Origin of the sequence: Fibrobacter sp. UWB7, from assembly GCF_900142945.1 — a bacterium.
Lineage (GTDB): Bacteria > Fibrobacterota > Fibrobacteria > Fibrobacterales > Fibrobacteraceae > Fibrobacter.
Map to the genome: position 1 here is coordinate 564,724 of NZ_FRCO01000001.1, position 18,320 is coordinate 583,043.

Below are 18,320 nucleotides of genomic sequence, written 5' to 3' on the forward strand. Positions count from 1 at the left end.
CGCCGCAAAATTCGTGCAAGTTAAAGGTTCAATCAAAAGCATCACGTTCCATAGCCAGCAAAATGGCTTTACCGTGATGCGCCTGAACGATATCGAAAGCAAGAAAGTCGTTGTCGTCACGGGTACTTTCCCCGCTTTGCAGCCTGGCGAAACCATCTCTGTAGAAGGCGACTGGGGTTCGCATCCGAAATACGGTAAGCAGTTCCAGGCGACTTCTTTTGAATACCTCGCCACCGAAGACAACGATATCCTTGAATACTTGGCAAGCGGTCAATTCCCGGGTGTGGGGCAAAAGATTGCCGAACGCATTGTGGAAGCTTTTGGCGATGCAACCGCTGACATTCTCGACAACGATCCGGACAAATTCCGCGAAGTAAAAATCAAAGGTTTCCCCGCCCGCAAGGTGGAAGCTTTTTTGGCACGTTGGCAAGAAGCGCGTCACAGCCGCGAAACGATGCTGTTCTTGTACAAGCACGAAATTGTCGGCAGTGTAGCTAAGCGTCTTTGGAACAAGTTCGGGCAAGCGACAATTGAACGGATCACGCAGAACCCATACATGCTCTGCGAAGAAGTTTGGGGTATCGGATTCTTGAAAGCTGACGAAATCGCGCAGAAAGTCGGATTCCCGAAAGACAGTCCCGAGCGATTCCAAGCAGCATTGCTTTACACATTGCAAGAAGCGTCGGTTAGCGATGGACATGTGTTTTTGCCGAAGAACGTGCTCCTGGAACGCACGTTCCGCAACTTGCGTTTAATGCAGGACGACGAAGGCGCCATCAACACGCTCCTCGACGAATTCGAAAAGGCAAGCGAAAGCGGGCGTATCACGCGCGAAGGTGACGACTGCTATTTTCCGCCTCTCTACAAAGCCGAGCAGCGCATCGCAGACAACATCAAGCTCCGTTTGCGATACAACGAGCTTTCAACGGAAGGCTTCGAAGACGCCCTGGCGCAGTGGGAACGCGAACATAAGTTCAGCTTTGACCCCATCCAGAAACGCGCTATCCAGATGGCGCTCTCGCGAAAGATTTCCATCATCACAGGTGGCCCCGGCACCGGTAAGACAACAATCCTCAAGGGAATTTTGTACCTCGCCCGCCAAATGGAAGAATGCGTAAGCCTCACCGCCCCGACAGGGCGCGCCGCCAAACGCATGGGCGAATGCTGTGGCGAGAAAGCCCGCACGATCCACCGTCTGCTTGAAGTGGACCCGATTTCGGGCAAGTTCCACCGCGATGGAGACAACAAGCTCCAATGCAATTTGCTCATCGTCGATGAATTCAGTATGGTCGATACGTGGCTTGCCGCCTCGCTCCTCGAAGCGACGCCACTCAATGCGAGAATCGTTCTCGTAGGCGATGCCGACCAGCTCCCCAGCGTGGGAGCTGGCAATGTGCTGAACGACTTGTTGCGTTGCCCCAAGATTCCGAGCACCCGCCTTCAGCACATTTTCCGCCAGGCCGGCGGAAACGATATCGCCGACAAAGCATCTAAAATAAATCAGGGCATTAGCCCCTCGCCCATCGAAGGAACGAACTTCCACTTTTTGCCCTACGAGTCGGCCGATGAAGCTAAAGACATCATCGCCCGCCTCGTCACGCGCGGCATCAAGGAAAAAATTGACATCGATACGCAAGAGATGCAGCTCCTCACGCCGATGCGCAAAGGACCGCTCGGCATTTACGAGCTGAACAACTTCTTGCAAGACCTCCTGAACCCCGGCAAGGAACGCATCAAGATTGCAAGCGGCAACTGGAGTACCGGCGACCGCGTGATGCAAATCCGCAACAACTACGACAAGAACGTGTTTAACGGAGACGTCGGTATCATCTACAAAATCGGGAAAGACACGAAAAAAATTACCGTCTTTTACGACGACAAGACCGTCGATTACGAACCCGACGAAGTCGATGAACTCATACTCGCCTATGCCTGCACCATCCACAAAAGCCAGGGCAGCGAATACCCCGCCGTCATCGTGGTGCTTGATTCGAGCCACAGCATCATGCTACAGCGTAACCTCATCTACACAGCCATCACACGTGCTAAAGGCCATGTGTGGATTTTATCTGCACCGGGAGCGTTTTACCAAGCCGTGCGCAACAACCGCAGCACAAGACGATATACAAGACTTACTGAAAAGCTGGGTTAGCTCCGAGGATGACGAGTCGCAAAATGCGCGAGCATTTCAGCACAGGCATGCGACGATTTTCATCATTATTGACTAATAACTAATGACTAACGACCAAATCTATTTCGGCCAGTAGCCGGTTGGCTTTTGGTTCAGGTACACGAGCCTCGCCCATTCAGAACCTTTCGCCTTATTCATAAAGTAAAGTTCATCAAGCGAACCCTTGAAAACACGGTCCACCTTCCCACTGGACTGCTTACGGGCGCCAATGATAAACGAGCCATCCGATGTACGCTTATCATCCGTATGGTTGCGGCTAACCATAGTTTCTTCAAGTTCACCGTTCCTGTATATCGCCGTTGAATCGCCCGACTTGACGACCGTAAAATGAACCCACTGCTTGTAATCCACTTCCGGCGCAGTCGCGATGCTAGCCTCATACCAATGATCCAAATCCGATTCATCGAGTTCCTTGAACATCCAACTCGACCTATCGCTATCACCAGCCTGATACTTGAAGTGGTATTCCGCTTCGAACTTGCCCCAAATGAATCGAGATGTCGAAGTATCCTCAACATTCACCCAGAATGACGATGTAAAGCTAGACGTATCCTTCAACGCAAAGCCCCAATAATCTGCGGATTCCTGAATTTCAATAATGGAAGATTTTCCGTTAAATACAAATGCTCCGCCAACAATTCCATCGCCAGTAACAACATCAGTGACGCGTCCCTTGAACGGATTATCGCCAGAAGTCAAGACTGATGAATCCGGGAATTCAGATTCATCAAAGTTCCACGCCGCCACAAAGCCATCTGTGAAAGAGAACGGATCTGCGGCGCGAATCAAGGCCTGCGCATTTCCGGCAGTACCAGCATCACTTGAACCGGCGACATTATCCGAGAGTTCCGCCGCCCCAGCATTCCACGCGAAAACGAGCTTCTGCGTTTCGCGTTGCGGGTAAAGCGTCGACAAGCGAACCCACAGCCCCGTCGGGACAGAATCCTTGTCATAAACGACCTTGAATGTTGTCCAGTCCGAAGCAGGCTCCAAATAAACTTTTAGCGAATAAAGATTCTTGACAAGCGACTTGCGGTCATCTGCATTCAAGTCACTCAAGCGGACATACAGCGGGAATCCTTCGATGGTATCGTGTAAGTCAATGCCCATCGCCGCCGTGTTGAGCGGGATTTCCAAAGTGCGAACCGACTCATCATAGAAAAGCGTCGGAACAGCATCCGGACCACCAACATAAACAGCCTTGATGCTATTAGAGCCCTCCGAAGTACTCACTTGTACCGAATCATAGTACGATGCCGGCACATTGGTAAAAATCGCATACGCCCCAACGTCATCCTCAGCAATTTTTGCAGTCGCCTTGTACGTTGAACCCACGATAGAAACACTCGCCAGCGAGTCCTTGGATTCAGGCAAATAAACCTTAATATCGCGGCTTTGATTCATTTCCAAATCAACAGATTGCACAGAATCTGTCGCAATTTTCAGCCCCGACTCACGAAGTGCAAAAGACTTTCCATCCGGCACTTCATAAAACGCTTCCAAGTTGTAAACGCCCTCAGGCAAGTTATCAAATGCAAAATGTCCCATCGAATCCGCAGTCGTTGTGTAGTACGACGTGCTATCTTCTTTTGCAGGATCGAAATCCGCCGGGACGCAGTAAACTCGGGCGTAAGACGCAACTTTCGCAGAAACTTGCGAACCGTCCATAAACGCAAGCGTACCCATCAATTCCGGGGAACCAACTTCGGAACTGTTCCCGCCCGCCACCTTATTGTCGGAGCAAGATACGAGGAAAACCATTGCAAGCAACGCCTGCAACGCGAACAATGCAGAAACCGCCGATTTAGCCAATCGAGTATTTCGTTTCATTGCATCCTCACTTGGACAACGGGAAAATCTGGATATTCATCTGGAAAACGCGGCCACCGTCCTCGTCCTCATTAGCAATCATAGAAATTTTTTTGCGGAACTCATTGATGCACTTGACAATTTTCTTGTAAGAAGCCTCCGAAATGCCGAGAGTCACACTGCTCACGTTCCTTTCTGTCGAAGGGACATTGGTAATGGACTCCTTCGCCAAATCAATAAATTCCTTGTGGTAATTGATAAACGCCTGCTGGATGACCTTGTCGCCTGTGCTAATCGCCGGATTGTTCAAAATCCAGTTGCCCTTGGCGTCCTTCTTGATCAGCCCAACGCGTTCCAGCAAATCCACCGCCTGCCGCGCCTGCTCTCCAGAAATCGGCGGCATCAAGCGCGCCCCGAGAGCATCGTAATCGCCATCAAAACCAATCATCCCGATAATCGAGCGGATCGCGGAATAGTACCAATGCGAATAAACTTCATACTGGTATGCGCGAGTCAAAAGCATCTGCTGCGTGAAACGGTAAGTCGCCGTAATTTCTTCCATGCGCTTCTTGTAATTTTCACGCTCGTCGTCGTTGGACGCCTGGCAGAACAGCACCATCGCCTCAAAATACGCAGCCTCGCTTTCATCGAATTGCAATCCACCGACAATTTTTGCAATGCTCGCCGGTGTGAGGCTCTTTTCGCCCTTCATCACACGCGAAATAAAATCCTTGGACGAAAATCCAAGCTTGTCCGAAAAACTCCGCAGCGAATAACGGCGGTTCAAGGCTTGCGCACACTCAAAATAGTGCCGCAAATAAGCGCGGTAATCATCAAATTCAAAAACCGACATGCGCTTCGGAGGGATAGAACCGAGACGCTCTTCAGGCTGCAATTTTTCTGCACTGGATTTCATACTCTAAAAATATATTGTAAAGCCGATATTCGGTAAAAAAGCCCTAAAAACATCCCCTAAATCGTTGTCTGCCGAGGACGCTTTGTTCCCACGACACCAGTTTTCCCTCGACATTTAGGGCACACACATCTATCTTTATAGAAAAAGGAATTTTGCTCTGGCATCGGATTGAGCTATAAAAGCCCCACACCAAAACAAGCTCTAGCGGTGCTACGAGAACAGGTCCATCTCTCAAACACATAGGGAACGACTCCGGTCGTTCCCTTTTCAGTTTTAGCGTTTTCTATAGACCTTCTGGTGCGATGGTCCGCGAGCATTCAAAACACGACCTTGAGCGTCAAAGCGTTGCACCGATTTAGCCATATTCGCAACACCCGCCGAATTTTCGCGAGCGATTTCACGAGCACCTGGCTTCAAGGCAGTCGTCTTTTCGACTTTCAACGGAGCCGTCACAATCCGCGAAAGCGTCTTTTCGTCCACCTTCACAGAAACCTTGTACTCGCCTACTTCCGAAACCTCAAGTGTTTCAAGCGTTTCGCCATCAAGCAGTTTCCCGTCTTTGTACCACTGGTAACCAAAGCCCTTCGGAGCTCTGAGCGTCGAGCCATCCTGCGTTACAAGCAACGTATCCATCTGCAAATGCGCATACACAATTTCTGCCAAGTGCTTTGCGCCCTCGACAGACGGATGCACCATATCTTCCAAATACCAGCTCGGATTTTCAAGGGCGCTAAAACGTGAATGCAAGTCAATCACGTTCACACCCTTTTCAAGCCCAGCCCGCAAAATAGCCGGATTCACGCGCTTTACGACAGCCGTATCAAGGATATTCCATTCAACGTTGTTCACATAAGGCGCCAAGCAAATAAAGACATGCGGTTTCGACTTCACCTGGAACGTATCAATCAACGCTTCAAAATCTGCCGTGATTGCAGAATCCACCGCAGCATCCTGCTCCGGAGTATTCCAAGTCGTGTACGATTTCGAATCGTTCGTTCCCAGCTCAATGATAACCGTATCTGCAGCGAATTCTATCGCCGGCGCAAAGCGGTAACCTTTCCAGTAAGAAGCCTGATCGTCCTTGCGGACCGTAAGCCCGCTCACACCAAAATTTTCGACCGTATCGCTCGGCGCATTTTCGCGAAGCATCCCCTGCAAATGATGCGGGTAGCTCGTTTGGTCCGGCCAGGACTCAATCCCGTAACCATACGTGATGCTATTGCCAACGCAAGCGACCTTGCCCGCCGCAAACGCCGACGCCACCATTGCTGACGACACAGCAGCCGCAGCCAAAACAATCTTCCCAAACATATTCATAACCATGTGATAAATATAATCAAGAAAGAGGGCAGACGAGATCAATTACAACCGGAATTGGTCTATTTCTTCCTTAGTCAGTTCGAACATCGGCTTTCCGATTTTTTCTGCATAACGAGACAACTCCAACAAGTTCACATGCATTGAAGGAGCATCTTTGTACGGATCAGGAGTGGCCCTATACGCCTCCATGGATTCCGCCAGAATGACAGGCCCTTTAGTTCCATTCATAGGTGTAAGTCTCCAAAAGATGTTTAGCCGCGTTTTCGTTCACGAAAAATTGGTATTCGTGCAAAGCCCCTAAAAATATGGCTCCTAATACTTCAATATAGTGATTAAGTAGCTCTCTGTTAAGGGCAAAGCCGTGAATTGCGCCTTGATATCCCCACTGAATTGATTTATCAGCAGCAATAGCAAATAGATGTCCTCCTACCCCAATGTATTTTTGCGATCCACACAATCGCTTATTATTACGAGGAGCAGTACAAGCCCAATGGATAAATGCAGCCACGGAATTCTTGTCATTTTTTACTCCGATAAGACCCTGAATTTCGTTATTTTCCTTTAGCGCTAAAGCAAAGACCTCAACATTATCGGGAATTTCAATCCAATTGATTCCCCAACCGTTCTTTTCGTTGAATTTTTTCAGGAATGAACGACTTTCGATTTTAAATACAACCGTTTCCTTGATTTCGCCAGTTTCGGTATCCCTGAGACAAGGAACAATTTCATCAAGCCAAATGCTGACGCCACCATTCTTCACATCATTCTTCATTTTTAACTCCTCCCCGCAGACATGCTGAAAACAGCGGGGCTTTTATTGTTTATAGAGCAACACACTTGCTCATCCGTACACTAAATATAGACTATCGGAAAACTATCGTCAAGAGGGTTGTACATTTTTGCCGAGCAATTTTACATTCGCACCATACCGAAAAACTCCACCAGCATGGTAGAGAATTTGCAATCGAAAATTTCGACCGCAAAACCAAAGACAACGCCTAAAAATGCGAAGTCCCACCGTGGTACGCATTGTTAAGAGGCGCGGTGGGAATTGTTATTAACAAATATAGCTAATTAACTTTTGTCAAGCAATGCTCCCTTCGTCCAACGAAAATTCGCTCAACAACTAATCTTCTTTCGCCTTATTCGTCATCTTTGACGCAACGAACAGAGTAAGCGTCTTTTTTGTACTGACCACCCAAAATACTAGCATATTTAAAACCAGAACTCAGTCTCATATCATAAGCAAAATAATCTTCATTGTCTACACTCCAAAAATAAGCTAACTCTTTTTCATAACAAAATCCATTACCACCACAATTCTCAACCCGTCCTCCCGCAGGCATAGCCGAAAAACCATAGGTATCCTTACCATTTGGCTCAGGTGTATACCCATTATTGAACCAACCTGAAGTAGACCTAAGTTCCTCACTGGCGGAATTTTCAAAATCTCTCTGAGTATTCCATATAGAGCTTTGATTCGGATCTACATTATTTGCTAATTCAATCCATTCATTCTGAGTTGGCAAATGCCATCCATCAGGGCACACCCCCTTCACTCTATTTGTGAAAGAACAAAGCTTTGCATACCCACATACTAGCCCTTGATTAGCCCAATATACAGAATCTATAGCAGCACTCCATAAATACAATCGTCCATACGTCTCACAAAAATCAATAGAATTATTATAACAAAAACTACTAGAATCTAAGCTTTTTGTAGGTTGCAAATAAGCATAATTCAGATTTTCAGCCATCCACATTTGCGATTTAATTCCAATAGTTTTGTATTCGTGTCCATCACGTTCGTCTATCATAGAGCCTTGATTTAGTTTATCAGTTGTAAAAATCCAACCATTTTCAGTACATTTGTAATAGGAGTAATTGTTCTTACCATCATATTTTGACAAAATGTAATATTCATTTCTGTTATAGCTCGTACAAGTAGAATCCGCCTCAACTTCAATTTCGGTCGCGGCCCTAAACACGCTATTATCACATACGTATTTTGTTGTCGCGTTCACGTTGCCATTAAACATTTTTCCATCTTGAAAACACTCTCTTTTATAAGTATCATACTGCAAAGTTGTCGCAACATTCCACTTGCGTGGATTGCAGATATAATACACATCACCAACCTTACCAACGGAATCCTGTATTGCACTCACGCATCCGCCTAGCACTTTTTCAATATCATCAGCAGTACGCCACGCAGTCGCATCAAATACGTAAATAGAGTCTGTTAATGAGCCCTTCTTTATTTCGCCATCAACACCATCAGCCCAACCTTTATTGTTCTTATGGTCATAGGTATCTTTTTCTAATGTGGTTGCATTTCGCCATGCGTTCTTGTTAGTTTCATAAATGTAGTAGATAGCCTTGTTAATTTGCCCAGAACGAACTTCACCATTCTTACCAGCATTCCAGCGATAAGTATCGTATTCAATCGCAGAAGCTTCAACCCACTTGTTCGATTTGCAGATGTAGTAAGTCGAACCAACCTTTCCAACAGAATCCGCAATTGCACTTACGCAGCCACCAAGTTTTGCCTCTACAATGCTCGTTGCTCGCCAAACGGTTTTATCAAATACATAGATGCTATCGGTCACATAGCCTTTCTTAATCGCACCATCGGTTGAATCCTTCCAACCGAAGGTATCCTTTTCGTAAGTCGTCGCGTTTCGCCAAGATTTTGTATCACATTTATGCCAAACATTATCGCTACCTTTACCAACAGTATCTTGCCTTAACGCAGTACAGCCGCGTAATTTCAGCGAACAATCACTTGTATTTCCTCTGCGCCAAACTTTATTTTCATACACATAGCAGTTCTTCGTATTTACACTACCCCACTTACTATCTCCATCCTTACCAGCATTCCATCGATAGGTGTCATATTCAATCGCCGATGCTTCAACCCACTTATTTGACTTACAGATGTAGTAAGCCGAACCAACCTTCCCAACAGAATCCGCAATTGCACTTACGCAGCCACCGAGTTTCGATTCAACGTTGCTTGACGCACGCCAAATGTTCTTGTCAAATACATAAACCGTATCAGTAACATTACCTTTCTTAATTGCGCCACCGGTAGAATCTTTCCAGCCGAAGGTATCCTTTTCGTAGGTGGTCGCATTTCGCCAACTCTTTTTGTCACAAATATGGTAAATCTTATCGTTCCCCTTGCCCACTGTATCTTGACGCAAAGCAGTACAACCGCGCAGTCCAAGCGAGCAATCCGAAGCATTTCCGCTACGCCACACTTTATCTTCAAATACGTAACAGTTCTTTGAATTTACAGAACCGTATTTATCATCTCCATCCTTACCAGAAGCCCATTGATAGGTATCAAACTCCAAGGCAGAAGCCTCTTTCCACAAACCATCTTTACAGATATAATATGTTTGGTACTTTTCGCTCTGTTTATTTGCATTTTGCAAAATTTTGCCATTATGGTCTTTGTCACAAGCAGCGAATCCATAATTATTCCACCAAAAATTATTGATGTATTTTTCAAAATTCGGCACGACATTCGACAGTTTCCATTTTTCAATATTTTCTCGAATAGATTCGATACGTCCACTTTGAACAATTTCAGCAGCCCAATCAGCAATTTCATTCCGCTTAGAATCATCATTCCATTCGCCGTCTTTTTCCATATCAATAGCAATCTTTGTCAGGAGTTCGCTGAGCTGACTTTCGCTTCTATCACCTTGCAACATAATAGAGATCGCAAGCAAAGCACCATCTTCATCACTTGATCCGGCAATGTTCAAATCTTCGGAGTTACTGAAATTTTTGTTGTCAATATCAAAAATCTTAAGAATCTCTTTTTGTGCCTGTTTTTTAGCCTCATCGACTTTAGCATTTTCTTCAGTCACCAAATAATTAACGCGTTCATATTCCAAATGAGTAAGCAAATTAATGTTTATCGTATTACGGTCTTTTACATCTGAAATTGCAAGCAAAGTCAATTCTGAATTAGAATTTTTCCCGGTAATTTCATTGCGATAGTACCCGCTTGCCTCAAGAACAACATACTGGCTAACAAGCTTACTACCATTTATTTTAAATTCACCCTTGTCATTCGAAATCTTTCCATTAAAAGATTTACCTGTTTGATTGAGGGAATGTCCATTGGAAATTTCAAACATTTGAACTTTGGAACCCATTAGGAAAGGTCCCTTCTGAGTGACACCAGTAATCTCAGTTTCCGCAACAGATACATCGTCTGCATTTTGTTCATCAATCGGATTTCCTGACGAACTGTCGCCAGAACACGATAAAAGCGTACTGACCGAAATTGCAGCACCAGTCTTTAAAAGGTTTGCAAAGAGTCCTGCGAAACCTGTAAACGAAAGCTTATTTTTGAACAATACCATAGTGACCTCAATTGTTTATACACTTATGGAGTTTCTCCCCTGCCTAGCAATAATTTTGCCAATTTTGTATGGATACAAGAAAGGCGTAGATCGTTGCATTTACCAAAGCGAGGCTCTCGAATGCCTTTACACGATAAACGCAAACGACCCACGCCCCAAAAGGGCTGTTGCCCATTGGCCATACGACCAAAGACCGACTCCAAAGCCGGTACAGCAAACTGAAACATACCATAAATACGGCATGCCTGCGTGAGCGTTCACCTTGTCCTCGTGTAAATGAAATTTTCGAGATTTCGCTTTGAGAACAAGAGCTAAACTCTTCTATACTAAAAAGATAACTTATAATTGATGAAATTGCTCTATTTCAAGCTAAAAATTTGCTTAATTGAGGGAATTTACCCCCCTAAAAATGGCGATGCCCGCTCGGAGGCGGGCATGACAATTCAACACTTACGTATTGTATTCCCTGTCGGGGTGTTCCGCCATCTCGTCCAGTTGAATCTGGTGGATGACCACATGGCCTTCGACAAGGCTTTTTTGCACATCGATAATGCGCTGGTTCCAAGAACCTCTGAACTTGATATCCAGGGACTTTTTCGCCATGACAAACGGGCCGTCGATGAGGATGTCCGCGAACGAAAGCAGTTCAAAGAGCTCCGGCTTTTCGGGCGTGAGCTTCATCAGCTGTTCGTACGTGTATCCCGTGAAAATCACGAGATTGAGACCGCGTTCCTTAATTCCGCGGGCAAGCGGAATAAGTGCCGCCGCCTGGTCCATCGGATCGCCTCCGCTAAACGTCACGCCATCGAGCAGCGGATTATCCTTGATCATCGTGATAATCGCTTCGCGCTCGATAAAGTGTCCGCCCTCAAAATCATGAGTCTGCGGATTCTGGCAACCCGGGCAGTTGTGGTGACAGCCCTGGGTAAACACAGTCAAGCGGATTCCGGGACCGTCCACGAATGATTCGGGCTCAATCCCTGCAATCCGCAGTGGAGGATATTCATCCATCTTATACGCCGTGCTTCACGCGATCGTTGACTTCAGCGCGCTTGGCGTTGTTGAAGCGGTCGACTGTACCGACGAGGTAACCCGTAATGCGGCGGATGCGTTCGAATCCGACACCTTCACCATACTGAGACATTTCTTTTTCAGACATTTTTTGCACTCCTTGTAAAATCATCTGATCCCTCTGAATGCGGGCATTCCAGGGAATTTCTTTCTAAGTTCTTCGATCTTTTCGCAAGAGATGGCATGGCCTTCGCTACGTCCGCAGCGCGGGCAAACATCGCCAATCACACCCACAAATCCGCAAACCGGGTCGCGGTCCACCGGATGGTTGATGGAGCCGTAACCGATACCGACCTTTGCCATGTACTTCACGATCTTTTCGAAAGCGTCCAGGTTCTGCGTCGGGTCGCCATCGAGTTCGATGTAGCTGATGTGACCTGCGTTCGTGAGCGCGTGGTACGGAGCTTCGAGCGAGAGCTTCTTGAAAGCAGAAATCTTGTAGTAGACCGGCACGTGGAAAGAGTTGGTGTAGTAATCGCGGTCGGTAACGCCCGGGATTATGCCAAACTTCTTCTTGTCCATGCGCACAAAACGGCCCGAGAGGCCTTCAGCCGGCGTTGCAAGCAAGCTGAAATTGAGGCCAAGGCGTTCGGATTCCTTGTCGCAGAATTCGCGCATGTGGCCGATAATCTTGAGGCCGAGTTCCTGAGAAGCTTCGGATTCACCGTGGTGCTTGCCCGTAAGCATCACCAACGTTTCGGCAAGGCCGATAAAGCCAATCGAGAGCGTACCATGCTTGATGACTTCGCCCACGGTATCTTCCCAGCCGAGCTTGTCGGAATCAATCCACACGCCCTGTCCCATGAGGAACGGGAAGTTCTTGACCTTGCGGCGGCTCTGCACGGCAAAACGTTCCATGAGCTGATCGCTCACGAGTTGCATCATGCGGTCGAGTTCCTTGAAGAACAGGTCCACGGACTTCATCTTGATAGCGATACGCGGGAGGTTAATCGAGGTAAAGCTCAAGTTGCCACGGCCATAAGAGATTTCGCGGCTCGGGTCGTAATGGTTGCCAATCACGCGGGTACGGCAGCCCATGTACGAAATTTCGGTTTCCGGATGGCCCGGCTTGTAGTACTGCAAGTTGTACGGAGCGTCCTGGAAGCTGAAGTTCGGGAACAGGCGCTTGGCACTCACGCGGCAGGCGAGCTTGAACAAGTCGTAGTTCGGTTCGCCCGGATTGAGGTTGATACCGTCCTTGACGCGGAAAATCTGGATCGGGAAGATAGCCGTTTCGCCACCGCCGAGGCCTTCTTCGGTCGTGAGGAGCAAGTTCTTCATGACCATGCGGGCTTCCGGTTCCGTGCACATACCATAGTTGATGCTAGAGAACGGAGTCTGGGCACCAGCGCGGCTGTGCATGGAGTTCAAGTTGTGGACAAAAGCTTCCATGGCCTGGAACGTTGCCTTGTCGGTTTCTTCATAAGCCATCTTTTCGGCAAACTTTTGGGCGTTCTTTACCGTTTCGGCGTCATAAGTTTTGGAAAGTTCGTGGACTTCAGTTGTCTGGAACTTTTCATTCGGCACGAGCGTTGCGACCATGCCCATTTCAGCCATTTCGCCGTGGAGCTTTTTCACCACCGGCAGGACTTCTTCTTCGGTCTTGCCCGTCAAGAGCATGAGAGCCTTGACCATGTTCGAAAGGTAAGCCTTACGATACGTGATGCGCACGCCGTTAGCCATGGCGTAATCGAAGTTCGGCACGGACTGTCCACCGTGCTGGTCGTTCTGGTTACTCTGAATAGCAATAGCGGCCAAAGCGGCGTAGCTGCGGATATCCTTCGGTTCGCGCAAATGACCGTGACCTGTGTTGAAGCCGTTCTTGAACAACTTAATGAGGTCAATCTGGCAGCAGGTCATCGTAAGAGAATAGAAGTCAAGGTCATGGATGTGAATGTCGCCATCCATGTGGGCGCGGCTGTGTTCCGGCTTGAGCATCATCATCGTGTAGAAGTGCTTAGCGGATTCGCTCCCGTACTTGAGCATGGTGCCCATAGCGGTATCGCCATCGATATTGGCGTTTTCGCGCTTGAGGTCGGATTCCTTGGCAGAGCTGAACGTAATGTCGTGAAGCGTCTGCATGAGGCGGGTGTTAACTTCACGTACGCGGGTACGTTCGGCACGATACAAGATATAGCTCTTGGCGGTATCAGCGTAACCGCCTTCGGTCAAAGCTTTTTCAACAGCATCCTGGATTTCTTCGATGTCCGGCTTGGTCTTATTCTCGGCTTCGAGATGACCCACAGCTTCGGCAGCAACCTTAAGAGCAACGTTTGTCAGAAGGTCGTCGTTTCCAAGCAAATTCATTTGAGCTTGGGCGGCCTTAATCTGTTCATCCAACTCGCCAGAGGCTCTAAAAGCCTTGATTACGGCATCAGCAATCTTCTCAATGTTGAACGGCATCTCGCGGCCGTCGCGCTTTTTCACAGTAAAAATCATCTAAAAAAAACCTTCAATTCCCGTTTCCTCAAATATAGTCAAATTTCTCCGATTTTACTATATCTTGTGTCCGAGGTCGAACCACACCCACAAGATGTAGGTCGACATCAATACAAGTATAATAAATCTTAGCCTTTTTTGAAAGACTTTTTGCATGTTAGATGTAATTTTTTTATAATATATCATCAACTTATCAACAAGAAAAAATAATGAACAATCAAATCACAATTCTTCTATCGCATCCGAACATTTCTAACTCAATGTTTAACAAACACTTAGTGGATATCAACAGAAAAAATCCCAATTTTGTGTTCCACCACCTTGACAAAATCAGGGTTAATGGTTATTTCGATCTCGAAGCCGAAAAAAATTTGTTGAGGGAATCCAAGGCGATTGTGTGGCAGTTCCCTATATATTGGTATAACTCCCCCGCAAGTTTGCGTGACTGGCAAGATCAGGTCATGAGTCCGATTGTGTACAGCGCCGACAACTTCTTGAAGGGCATGCCCGTGCGCGTTGTATTTACAGCAGGCGCCGCCGCAGAACATTACACCCACGAAGGACTGAACCGCTACACCGCAGACGAAATGCTCATTCCATTCGAAATGACGGCAAACGCCGCCGGGATGAAGTGGTTTAAGCCTCTCGGATTCTACGGTTGCAGCCCGGATATGACAAAAGCCGCCCTCGAAAAGGCGGCTCAGGAATACGAAAAAAGCCTGTTAGAACTACTTTAGTTCATAAACGACGCGGACCGAAGCGCTTACCTCGACGGAGTCGGCAATCGCCGTTTCGTCGGGAGCGGCGGCACCGTCCATCATGGCATTTGCCGCAAGCATAACACCCTTGGCTCGATAGACGCGATTGTACTGGTTGTAGATGATTCCGCCACCTTCGCCATTGATTTGAAGAACGCGGCCAAGCTTGGCTCCAACGCCTTCGGCATAATCGTTAGCCTTGGCGGTTGCCTTTTTGCCCGCAGCCTTGATGACCGTAGACTGCACGGCATCGACATCCTTAAGCTGGGCGGATGTGCGCTGGATTTCAACATCCGGTTCCGAAGAAAGCGCCTGCACGAGAGCGGCGGCATCAATCTTACGATTTACCGTAATCACAAAGCTCTGTGTCGCCACATAACCGACGAGTTCGCGCTTGCTATTGCGATAAGACCACTCCTTGTGCATTTCGACGCTGTTCTGTTCCACGTTGGACTGCGGAATCTCAAGCGATTTCACGTTTTCGAAAATCACGGAACGGCGTTCTGCCAGGCGCTTTGAAACAGTCTCCTTGTCCTTGCCGCGGATTTCGAGGCTAAAGCCCATTTCAAACTTGTCGGCGGCAAATTTCTTGGTTTCAGAAGCTGAAACTTCGATGCGCGGGACCTCGAGCGCAACCGAGCCATTGGACGTAGCCACAGGAACAGCAGCCGGTTCACTTTTAACGACGCGAATGAGAACGCACACGCAGACGATTAGCAGTACGAGATAGATGATATTGAGCAATTTTGAGATCATCAAATGACCCTCCATAAAAAATCTGCTTTTAAATTAAAATTTTTTGCAGCGAGAGACCAACACAGAAAAAAGTTTTACACCAAAACAACAAAAGGCAAATCCATTTGGAATTGCCCTATCTTGACGATAACAATAATTCAGAAAGTATGATAGTTAGTCCATTACACAACGGAGATATGTAAATATTGATGTTTTGCTCTCCGCTTCGACCTTTATCGGTTTAGACGGTTCTTCACAATAAAGCACAACCGCATAATTTTTTGTTGAATTAGCTTCATCAAGCGCCAGGAACTCTGGGATATTTTCTTCATCTTCATTAGCGGCGTTCAACGATAAGCCATAATCATCCGTGCCAACAAAATAACGCATTTTCCAGTCAGTCGAAAGGAGCTCTGTTAACGGAGCGGCATTAAAAAGTTCTTGCCATTCATCAATTGAAGGAATATGCCACCCTGTTGGGCAAAGTCCTTGATGGGGCTGTTGAATTTCCGATTTAGCCAACTGTTCTTCGTACTTGCATGAGATCTGCATCGCGGTCATCCAGCCATAGTGATGACCGTACTTTTGCAAAACAGCTTCATCTTTTATAGTGTAATCGTAATAGTTGCTAGAGCAATCATCTAAAGTATTGGGATTTTCCAAACGCAGATTCTGAGCCATCCAAATCTGGTTTCCAACCTTGGCGGTCTTATAGACATTGCCATCGCGTTCATCGGTCAGCAATCCCGTTGCAGGATCGTAGTTGGATGCCATTGTTTTCGAGTGGCTGGACGCAACCGAAGAGCTGCTGGCAACATTATTTTCGGCAGAGCTTGACTGTCCATTATCAGCAATGGACGAACTAGAAGCTACAGAAGCAGAGCCATTATCAGAACTTGAAAGCGGGGCAACCGCAGAAGAATTCGGAGTATTTTCGGTAGCAGGTCCCGAAGAACTATCATCACCACAAGCCGCAAAAAGAACAGCAGCCCCCAAAAGCAAGTATTTGCACTTCATATAAAATCCTTTTATTTTGTTACACTTCGAATATAACAAAAACTAAAGGCAAAATAATTCTTCGCCGCAGAAAACCAATAAAATTACTGGATCCTGCTCCTACGAACCTAATTCAACTAAGGCACTAAAGTGCCAAGTTTCATATATCGACTCAGCTCAGGATGACGCGACTAATCCATTCTTATTTGCGTTTTGCGCAAACAGCATTCGCCACGAAGTTCACGACAAGCGCTACGACAATGGTGGTGGTCATGCTGATAAAGGGCAACCACGGCCAGCTAAAGACGCCGTCGAATACGGCGTTCACGCCAAACGCAGGGATTCCCTGGAACAAAACGAGGCTAGCCATGCCGCAAAGCACGGCGACAATCACAACCCACGCGCGTAACGCTTTTTCAGCAGTTCCAAAAATTTTGTCGGCAAAGAACGCAAGGAGGAACATGCCAAGAAGCGGTCCCGTGAAAAGTCCCGTAAAGAAGATGGCGTTCTTGAGAAGGCTTCCCTGCTGCGTTGCTGCAAAGAGCGCAAAGAACACGCCGAGCACACCCCAGACAACCGTCCAGATTTTCGCGCGCTTGAGCCCGCCCATTCCCGTCGATTCGCCCCAACCAAGGAAGTCGCGCTCGGACGTATTGCTGAGAGAATTGATGGCACTAGAAAGGCTACTCATCGCAGCCGCGCAAATGGCGGCGACAATCAAGCCCGTCACACCAGACGGAAGGCCGTTCACGATGAAATACGGGAACACGTCATTTTGACCAAGGTTTTCCGGAAGCGTAGCGACCTGAGCCTTTTTGTAAAAGACAAAGAGCGCGGCTCCGACCCAGTAAAAGAGAATCGAAACAGCGCAACCGAGCACCATAGAAAGTACACTTGAACGGTTCGCCGCCTTCACATCCTTGCAGCTGAGGTAGCGCTGAACAAACTGCTGGTCGCAACCACGAATGGCAATTTCAAGAATCGCATACGCAAAGCCCGCCGAGATGAGCGTGCGTGCATCAGAAATGTCCATCGACGGATTCCACCAGCGCGTTTTGCCCGCTTCGCTAGCGAGTGTCGCCATTTCGCCAAAGCCACCCACCTGACTTGCGATAATCAAGAGCACAAGCACGCCACCGCCAAAGAACACGCAGAACTGCATCACGTCCGTCCAGATGACCGCCTTGATACCGCCAAACCACGTGTAGAAAATGGCAATCGCCGCCGAGACGATAATCGCGAGTTTCAAGTCGATGTGCAAAATCTGAGCAAGCACAAGCGAGGGCGCATAAAGCAAGATGCCCGTGCGGAGGAGCAGATGCAAGCAGTAAAAGATAGCCGCCAAACGGCGCACCGAACGACTCCCAAAACGCACTTCGAAAAGTTCATAAGCGCTCGAAATGCCCGACGAGCGGAGCCTCGGGATAAACACAAAGCCCACCACAAAAATGCTAAGGAGCGCACCGATCTGGAACATCAAAAAAGTCATGTCATCGCCGAAGACATCGGCAGGTGCGCCAAGAAACGTCGTTGCACTCACGGAAGTCGCAATGAGGCTAATACCCACAGCCACCCACGGCATCGAGCCGCCGCCGAACATATATTCTTTGAGGTTCTTGTTGCCACGAGAAACCCAGAGCCCAATCGCCAAGGACAAGAGCAAGTAAGCGACTAAAACGATCCAATCGAGAGCAGTAAACATA

The 18,320-nt window shown here is 47.6% G+C and carries 15 protein-coding genes; 3 read left to right on the forward strand and 12 right to left on the reverse strand.

Translation table 11 applies throughout. The features are described from left to right. Window positions 1-13: 13 nt before the first annotated feature. The gene (locus BUC30_RS02370) at window positions 14-2,152 is read left to right on the forward strand and encodes an SF1B family DNA helicase RecD2 (protein ID WP_073423353.1); all 2,139 of its coding nucleotides are present in this window, start codon (window positions 14-16) and stop codon (window positions 2,150-2,152) included. A gap of 99 nt (window positions 2,153-2,251) precedes the next feature. Here BUC30_RS02370 and BUC30_RS02375 read toward each other — a convergent pair whose 3' ends face one another. From BUC30_RS02375 to BUC30_RS02400, 6 genes are all read right to left on the reverse strand, one after another. Continuing rightward, the gene (locus BUC30_RS02375) at window positions 2,252-4,021 is read right to left on the reverse strand and encodes a LamG-like jellyroll fold domain-containing protein (protein ID WP_073423354.1); all 1,770 of its coding nucleotides are present in this window, start codon (window positions 4,019-4,021) and stop codon (window positions 2,252-2,254) included. A 7-nt stretch (window positions 4,022-4,028) separates the two neighbouring features. Further along, window positions 4,029-4,916 (reverse strand): TIGR02147 family protein, encoded by an 888-nt coding sequence (locus BUC30_RS02380; protein ID WP_083555464.1) that lies wholly within the window; start codon window positions 4,914-4,916, stop codon window positions 4,029-4,031. A gap of 273 nt (window positions 4,917-5,189) precedes the next feature. Next, window positions 5,190-6,233, reverse strand: coding sequence for a GDSL-type esterase/lipase family protein (locus BUC30_RS02385; protein ID WP_244536448.1), 1,044 nt, complete (start codon window positions 6,231-6,233; stop codon window positions 5,190-5,192). Between the two features lie 45 nt (window positions 6,234-6,278). Next, window positions 6,279-6,425, reverse strand: a complete 147-nt coding sequence (locus BUC30_RS02390) for a hypothetical protein (protein WP_244536449.1) — start codon at window positions 6,423-6,425, stop codon at window positions 6,279-6,281. Between the two features lie 25 nt (window positions 6,426-6,450). Beyond that, window positions 6,451-7,008, reverse strand: coding sequence for a hypothetical protein (locus BUC30_RS02395; protein WP_073423356.1), 558 nt, complete (start codon window positions 7,006-7,008; stop codon window positions 6,451-6,453). A gap of 370 nt (window positions 7,009-7,378) precedes the next feature. Continuing rightward, complete coding sequence (locus tag BUC30_RS02400) at window positions 7,379-10,618, reverse strand: fibrobacter succinogenes major paralogous domain-containing protein (RefSeq protein WP_073423357.1); 3,240 nt, start codon at window positions 10,616-10,618, stop codon at window positions 7,379-7,381. A gap of 55 nt (window positions 10,619-10,673) precedes the next feature. Here BUC30_RS02400 and BUC30_RS16025 point away from each other — a divergent pair, with 55 nt between their 5' ends. Then, entirely contained in the window at window positions 10,674-10,871 is a 198-nt protein-coding gene (locus BUC30_RS16025) for a hypothetical protein (protein WP_170861490.1), read from the forward strand. 197 nt (window positions 10,872-11,068) lie between these two features. Here the strand turns inward: BUC30_RS16025 and nrdG are convergent, their stop codons facing one another. From nrdG to BUC30_RS02415, 3 genes are read right to left on the reverse strand one after another with little or no spacing between them, the layout of a single operon-like run. Next, window positions 11,069-11,629, reverse strand: a complete 561-nt coding sequence (gene nrdG / locus BUC30_RS02405; RefSeq protein ID WP_073423358.1) for an anaerobic ribonucleoside-triphosphate reductase activating protein — start codon at window positions 11,627-11,629, stop codon at window positions 11,069-11,071. A 1-nt stretch (window position 11,630) separates the two neighbouring features. After that, the gene (gene nrdD, locus BUC30_RS16415) at window positions 11,631-11,777 is read right to left on the reverse strand and encodes an anaerobic ribonucleoside-triphosphate reductase (RefSeq protein ID WP_109573654.1); all 147 of its coding nucleotides are present in this window, start codon (window positions 11,775-11,777) and stop codon (window positions 11,631-11,633) included. A gap of 20 nt (window positions 11,778-11,797) precedes the next feature. Next, the gene (locus BUC30_RS02415; protein ID WP_073423360.1) at window positions 11,798-14,128 is read right to left on the reverse strand and encodes an anaerobic ribonucleoside triphosphate reductase; all 2,331 of its coding nucleotides are present in this window, start codon (window positions 14,126-14,128) and stop codon (window positions 11,798-11,800) included. 209 nt (window positions 14,129-14,337) lie between these two features. Here BUC30_RS02415 and BUC30_RS02420 point away from each other — a divergent pair, with 209 nt between their 5' ends. Beyond that, the gene (locus BUC30_RS02420; RefSeq protein WP_073423361.1) at window positions 14,338-14,865 is read left to right on the forward strand and encodes an NAD(P)H-dependent oxidoreductase; all 528 of its coding nucleotides are present in this window, start codon (window positions 14,338-14,340) and stop codon (window positions 14,863-14,865) included. Here BUC30_RS02420 and BUC30_RS02425 read toward each other — a convergent pair. The 3 genes from BUC30_RS02425 to BUC30_RS02435 all read right to left on the reverse strand — a co-directional run bounded on the left by BUC30_RS02425 (window position 14,857) and on the right by BUC30_RS02435 (window position 18,319). Further along, window positions 14,857-15,642: an SIMPL domain-containing protein gene (locus BUC30_RS02425; protein WP_073423907.1), complete on the reverse strand. Its 786-nt coding sequence runs from the start codon at window positions 15,640-15,642 to the stop codon at window positions 14,857-14,859. The two genes, BUC30_RS02420 and BUC30_RS02425, sit on opposite strands and share 9 nt — an antisense overlap. 153 nt (window positions 15,643-15,795) lie before the next feature. Further along, window positions 15,796-16,638, reverse strand: a complete 843-nt coding sequence (locus BUC30_RS02430; protein WP_073423362.1) for an FISUMP domain-containing protein — start codon at window positions 16,636-16,638, stop codon at window positions 15,796-15,798. A 181-nt stretch (window positions 16,639-16,819) separates the two neighbouring features. Continuing rightward, a complete protein-coding gene (locus BUC30_RS02435) occupies window positions 16,820-18,319 on the reverse strand; it encodes a sodium:solute symporter (RefSeq protein ID WP_073423363.1) in 1,500 nt (499 codons plus the stop codon). Between the last annotated feature and the right edge of the window lies 1 nt (window position 18,320).

Bases quoted from the DNA above. Each gene is read 5' to 3' on its own strand.
- nrdD (WP_109573654.1), bottom strand. From the start codon at position 11,777: ATGTCTGAAAAAGAAATGTCTCAGTATGGTGAAGGTGTCGGATTCGAA.
- BUC30_RS02430 (WP_073423362.1), bottom strand. From the start codon at position 16,638: ATGAAGTGCAAATACTTGCTTTTGGGGGCTGCTGTTCTTTTTGCGGCT.
- BUC30_RS02425 (WP_073423907.1), bottom strand. From the start codon at position 15,642: ATGATCTCAAAATTGCTCAATATCATCTATCTCGTACTGCTAATCGTC.
- BUC30_RS02415 (WP_073423360.1), bottom strand. From the start codon at position 14,128: ATGATTTTTACTGTGAAAAAGCGCGACGGCCGCGAGATGCCGTTCAAC.
- BUC30_RS02400 (WP_073423357.1), bottom strand. From the start codon at position 10,618: ATGGTATTGTTCAAAAATAAGCTTTCGTTTACAGGTTTCGCAGGACTC.
- BUC30_RS02390 (WP_244536449.1), bottom strand. From the start codon at position 6,425: ATGGAGGCGTATAGGGCCACTCCTGATCCGTACAAAGATGCTCCTTCA.
- BUC30_RS02395 (WP_073423356.1), bottom strand. From the start codon at position 7,008: ATGAAGAATGATGTGAAGAATGGTGGCGTCAGCATTTGGCTTGATGAA.
- BUC30_RS02420 (WP_073423361.1), top strand. From the start codon at position 14,338: ATGAACAATCAAATCACAATTCTTCTATCGCATCCGAACATTTCTAAC.
- BUC30_RS02380 (WP_083555464.1), bottom strand. From the start codon at position 4,916: ATGAAATCCAGTGCAGAAAAATTGCAGCCTGAAGAGCGTCTCGGTTCT.
- BUC30_RS02385 (WP_244536448.1), bottom strand. From the start codon at position 6,233: ATGAATATGTTTGGGAAGATTGTTTTGGCTGCGGCTGCTGTGTCGTCA.
- BUC30_RS02375 (WP_073423354.1), bottom strand. From the start codon at position 4,021: ATGAAACGAAATACTCGATTGGCTAAATCGGCGGTTTCTGCATTGTTC.
- nrdG (WP_073423358.1), bottom strand. From the start codon at position 11,629: ATGGATGAATATCCTCCACTGCGGATTGCAGGGATTGAGCCCGAATCA.
- BUC30_RS02435 (WP_073423363.1), bottom strand. From the start codon at position 18,319: ATGTTTACTGCTCTCGATTGGATCGTTTTAGTCGCTTACTTGCTCTTG.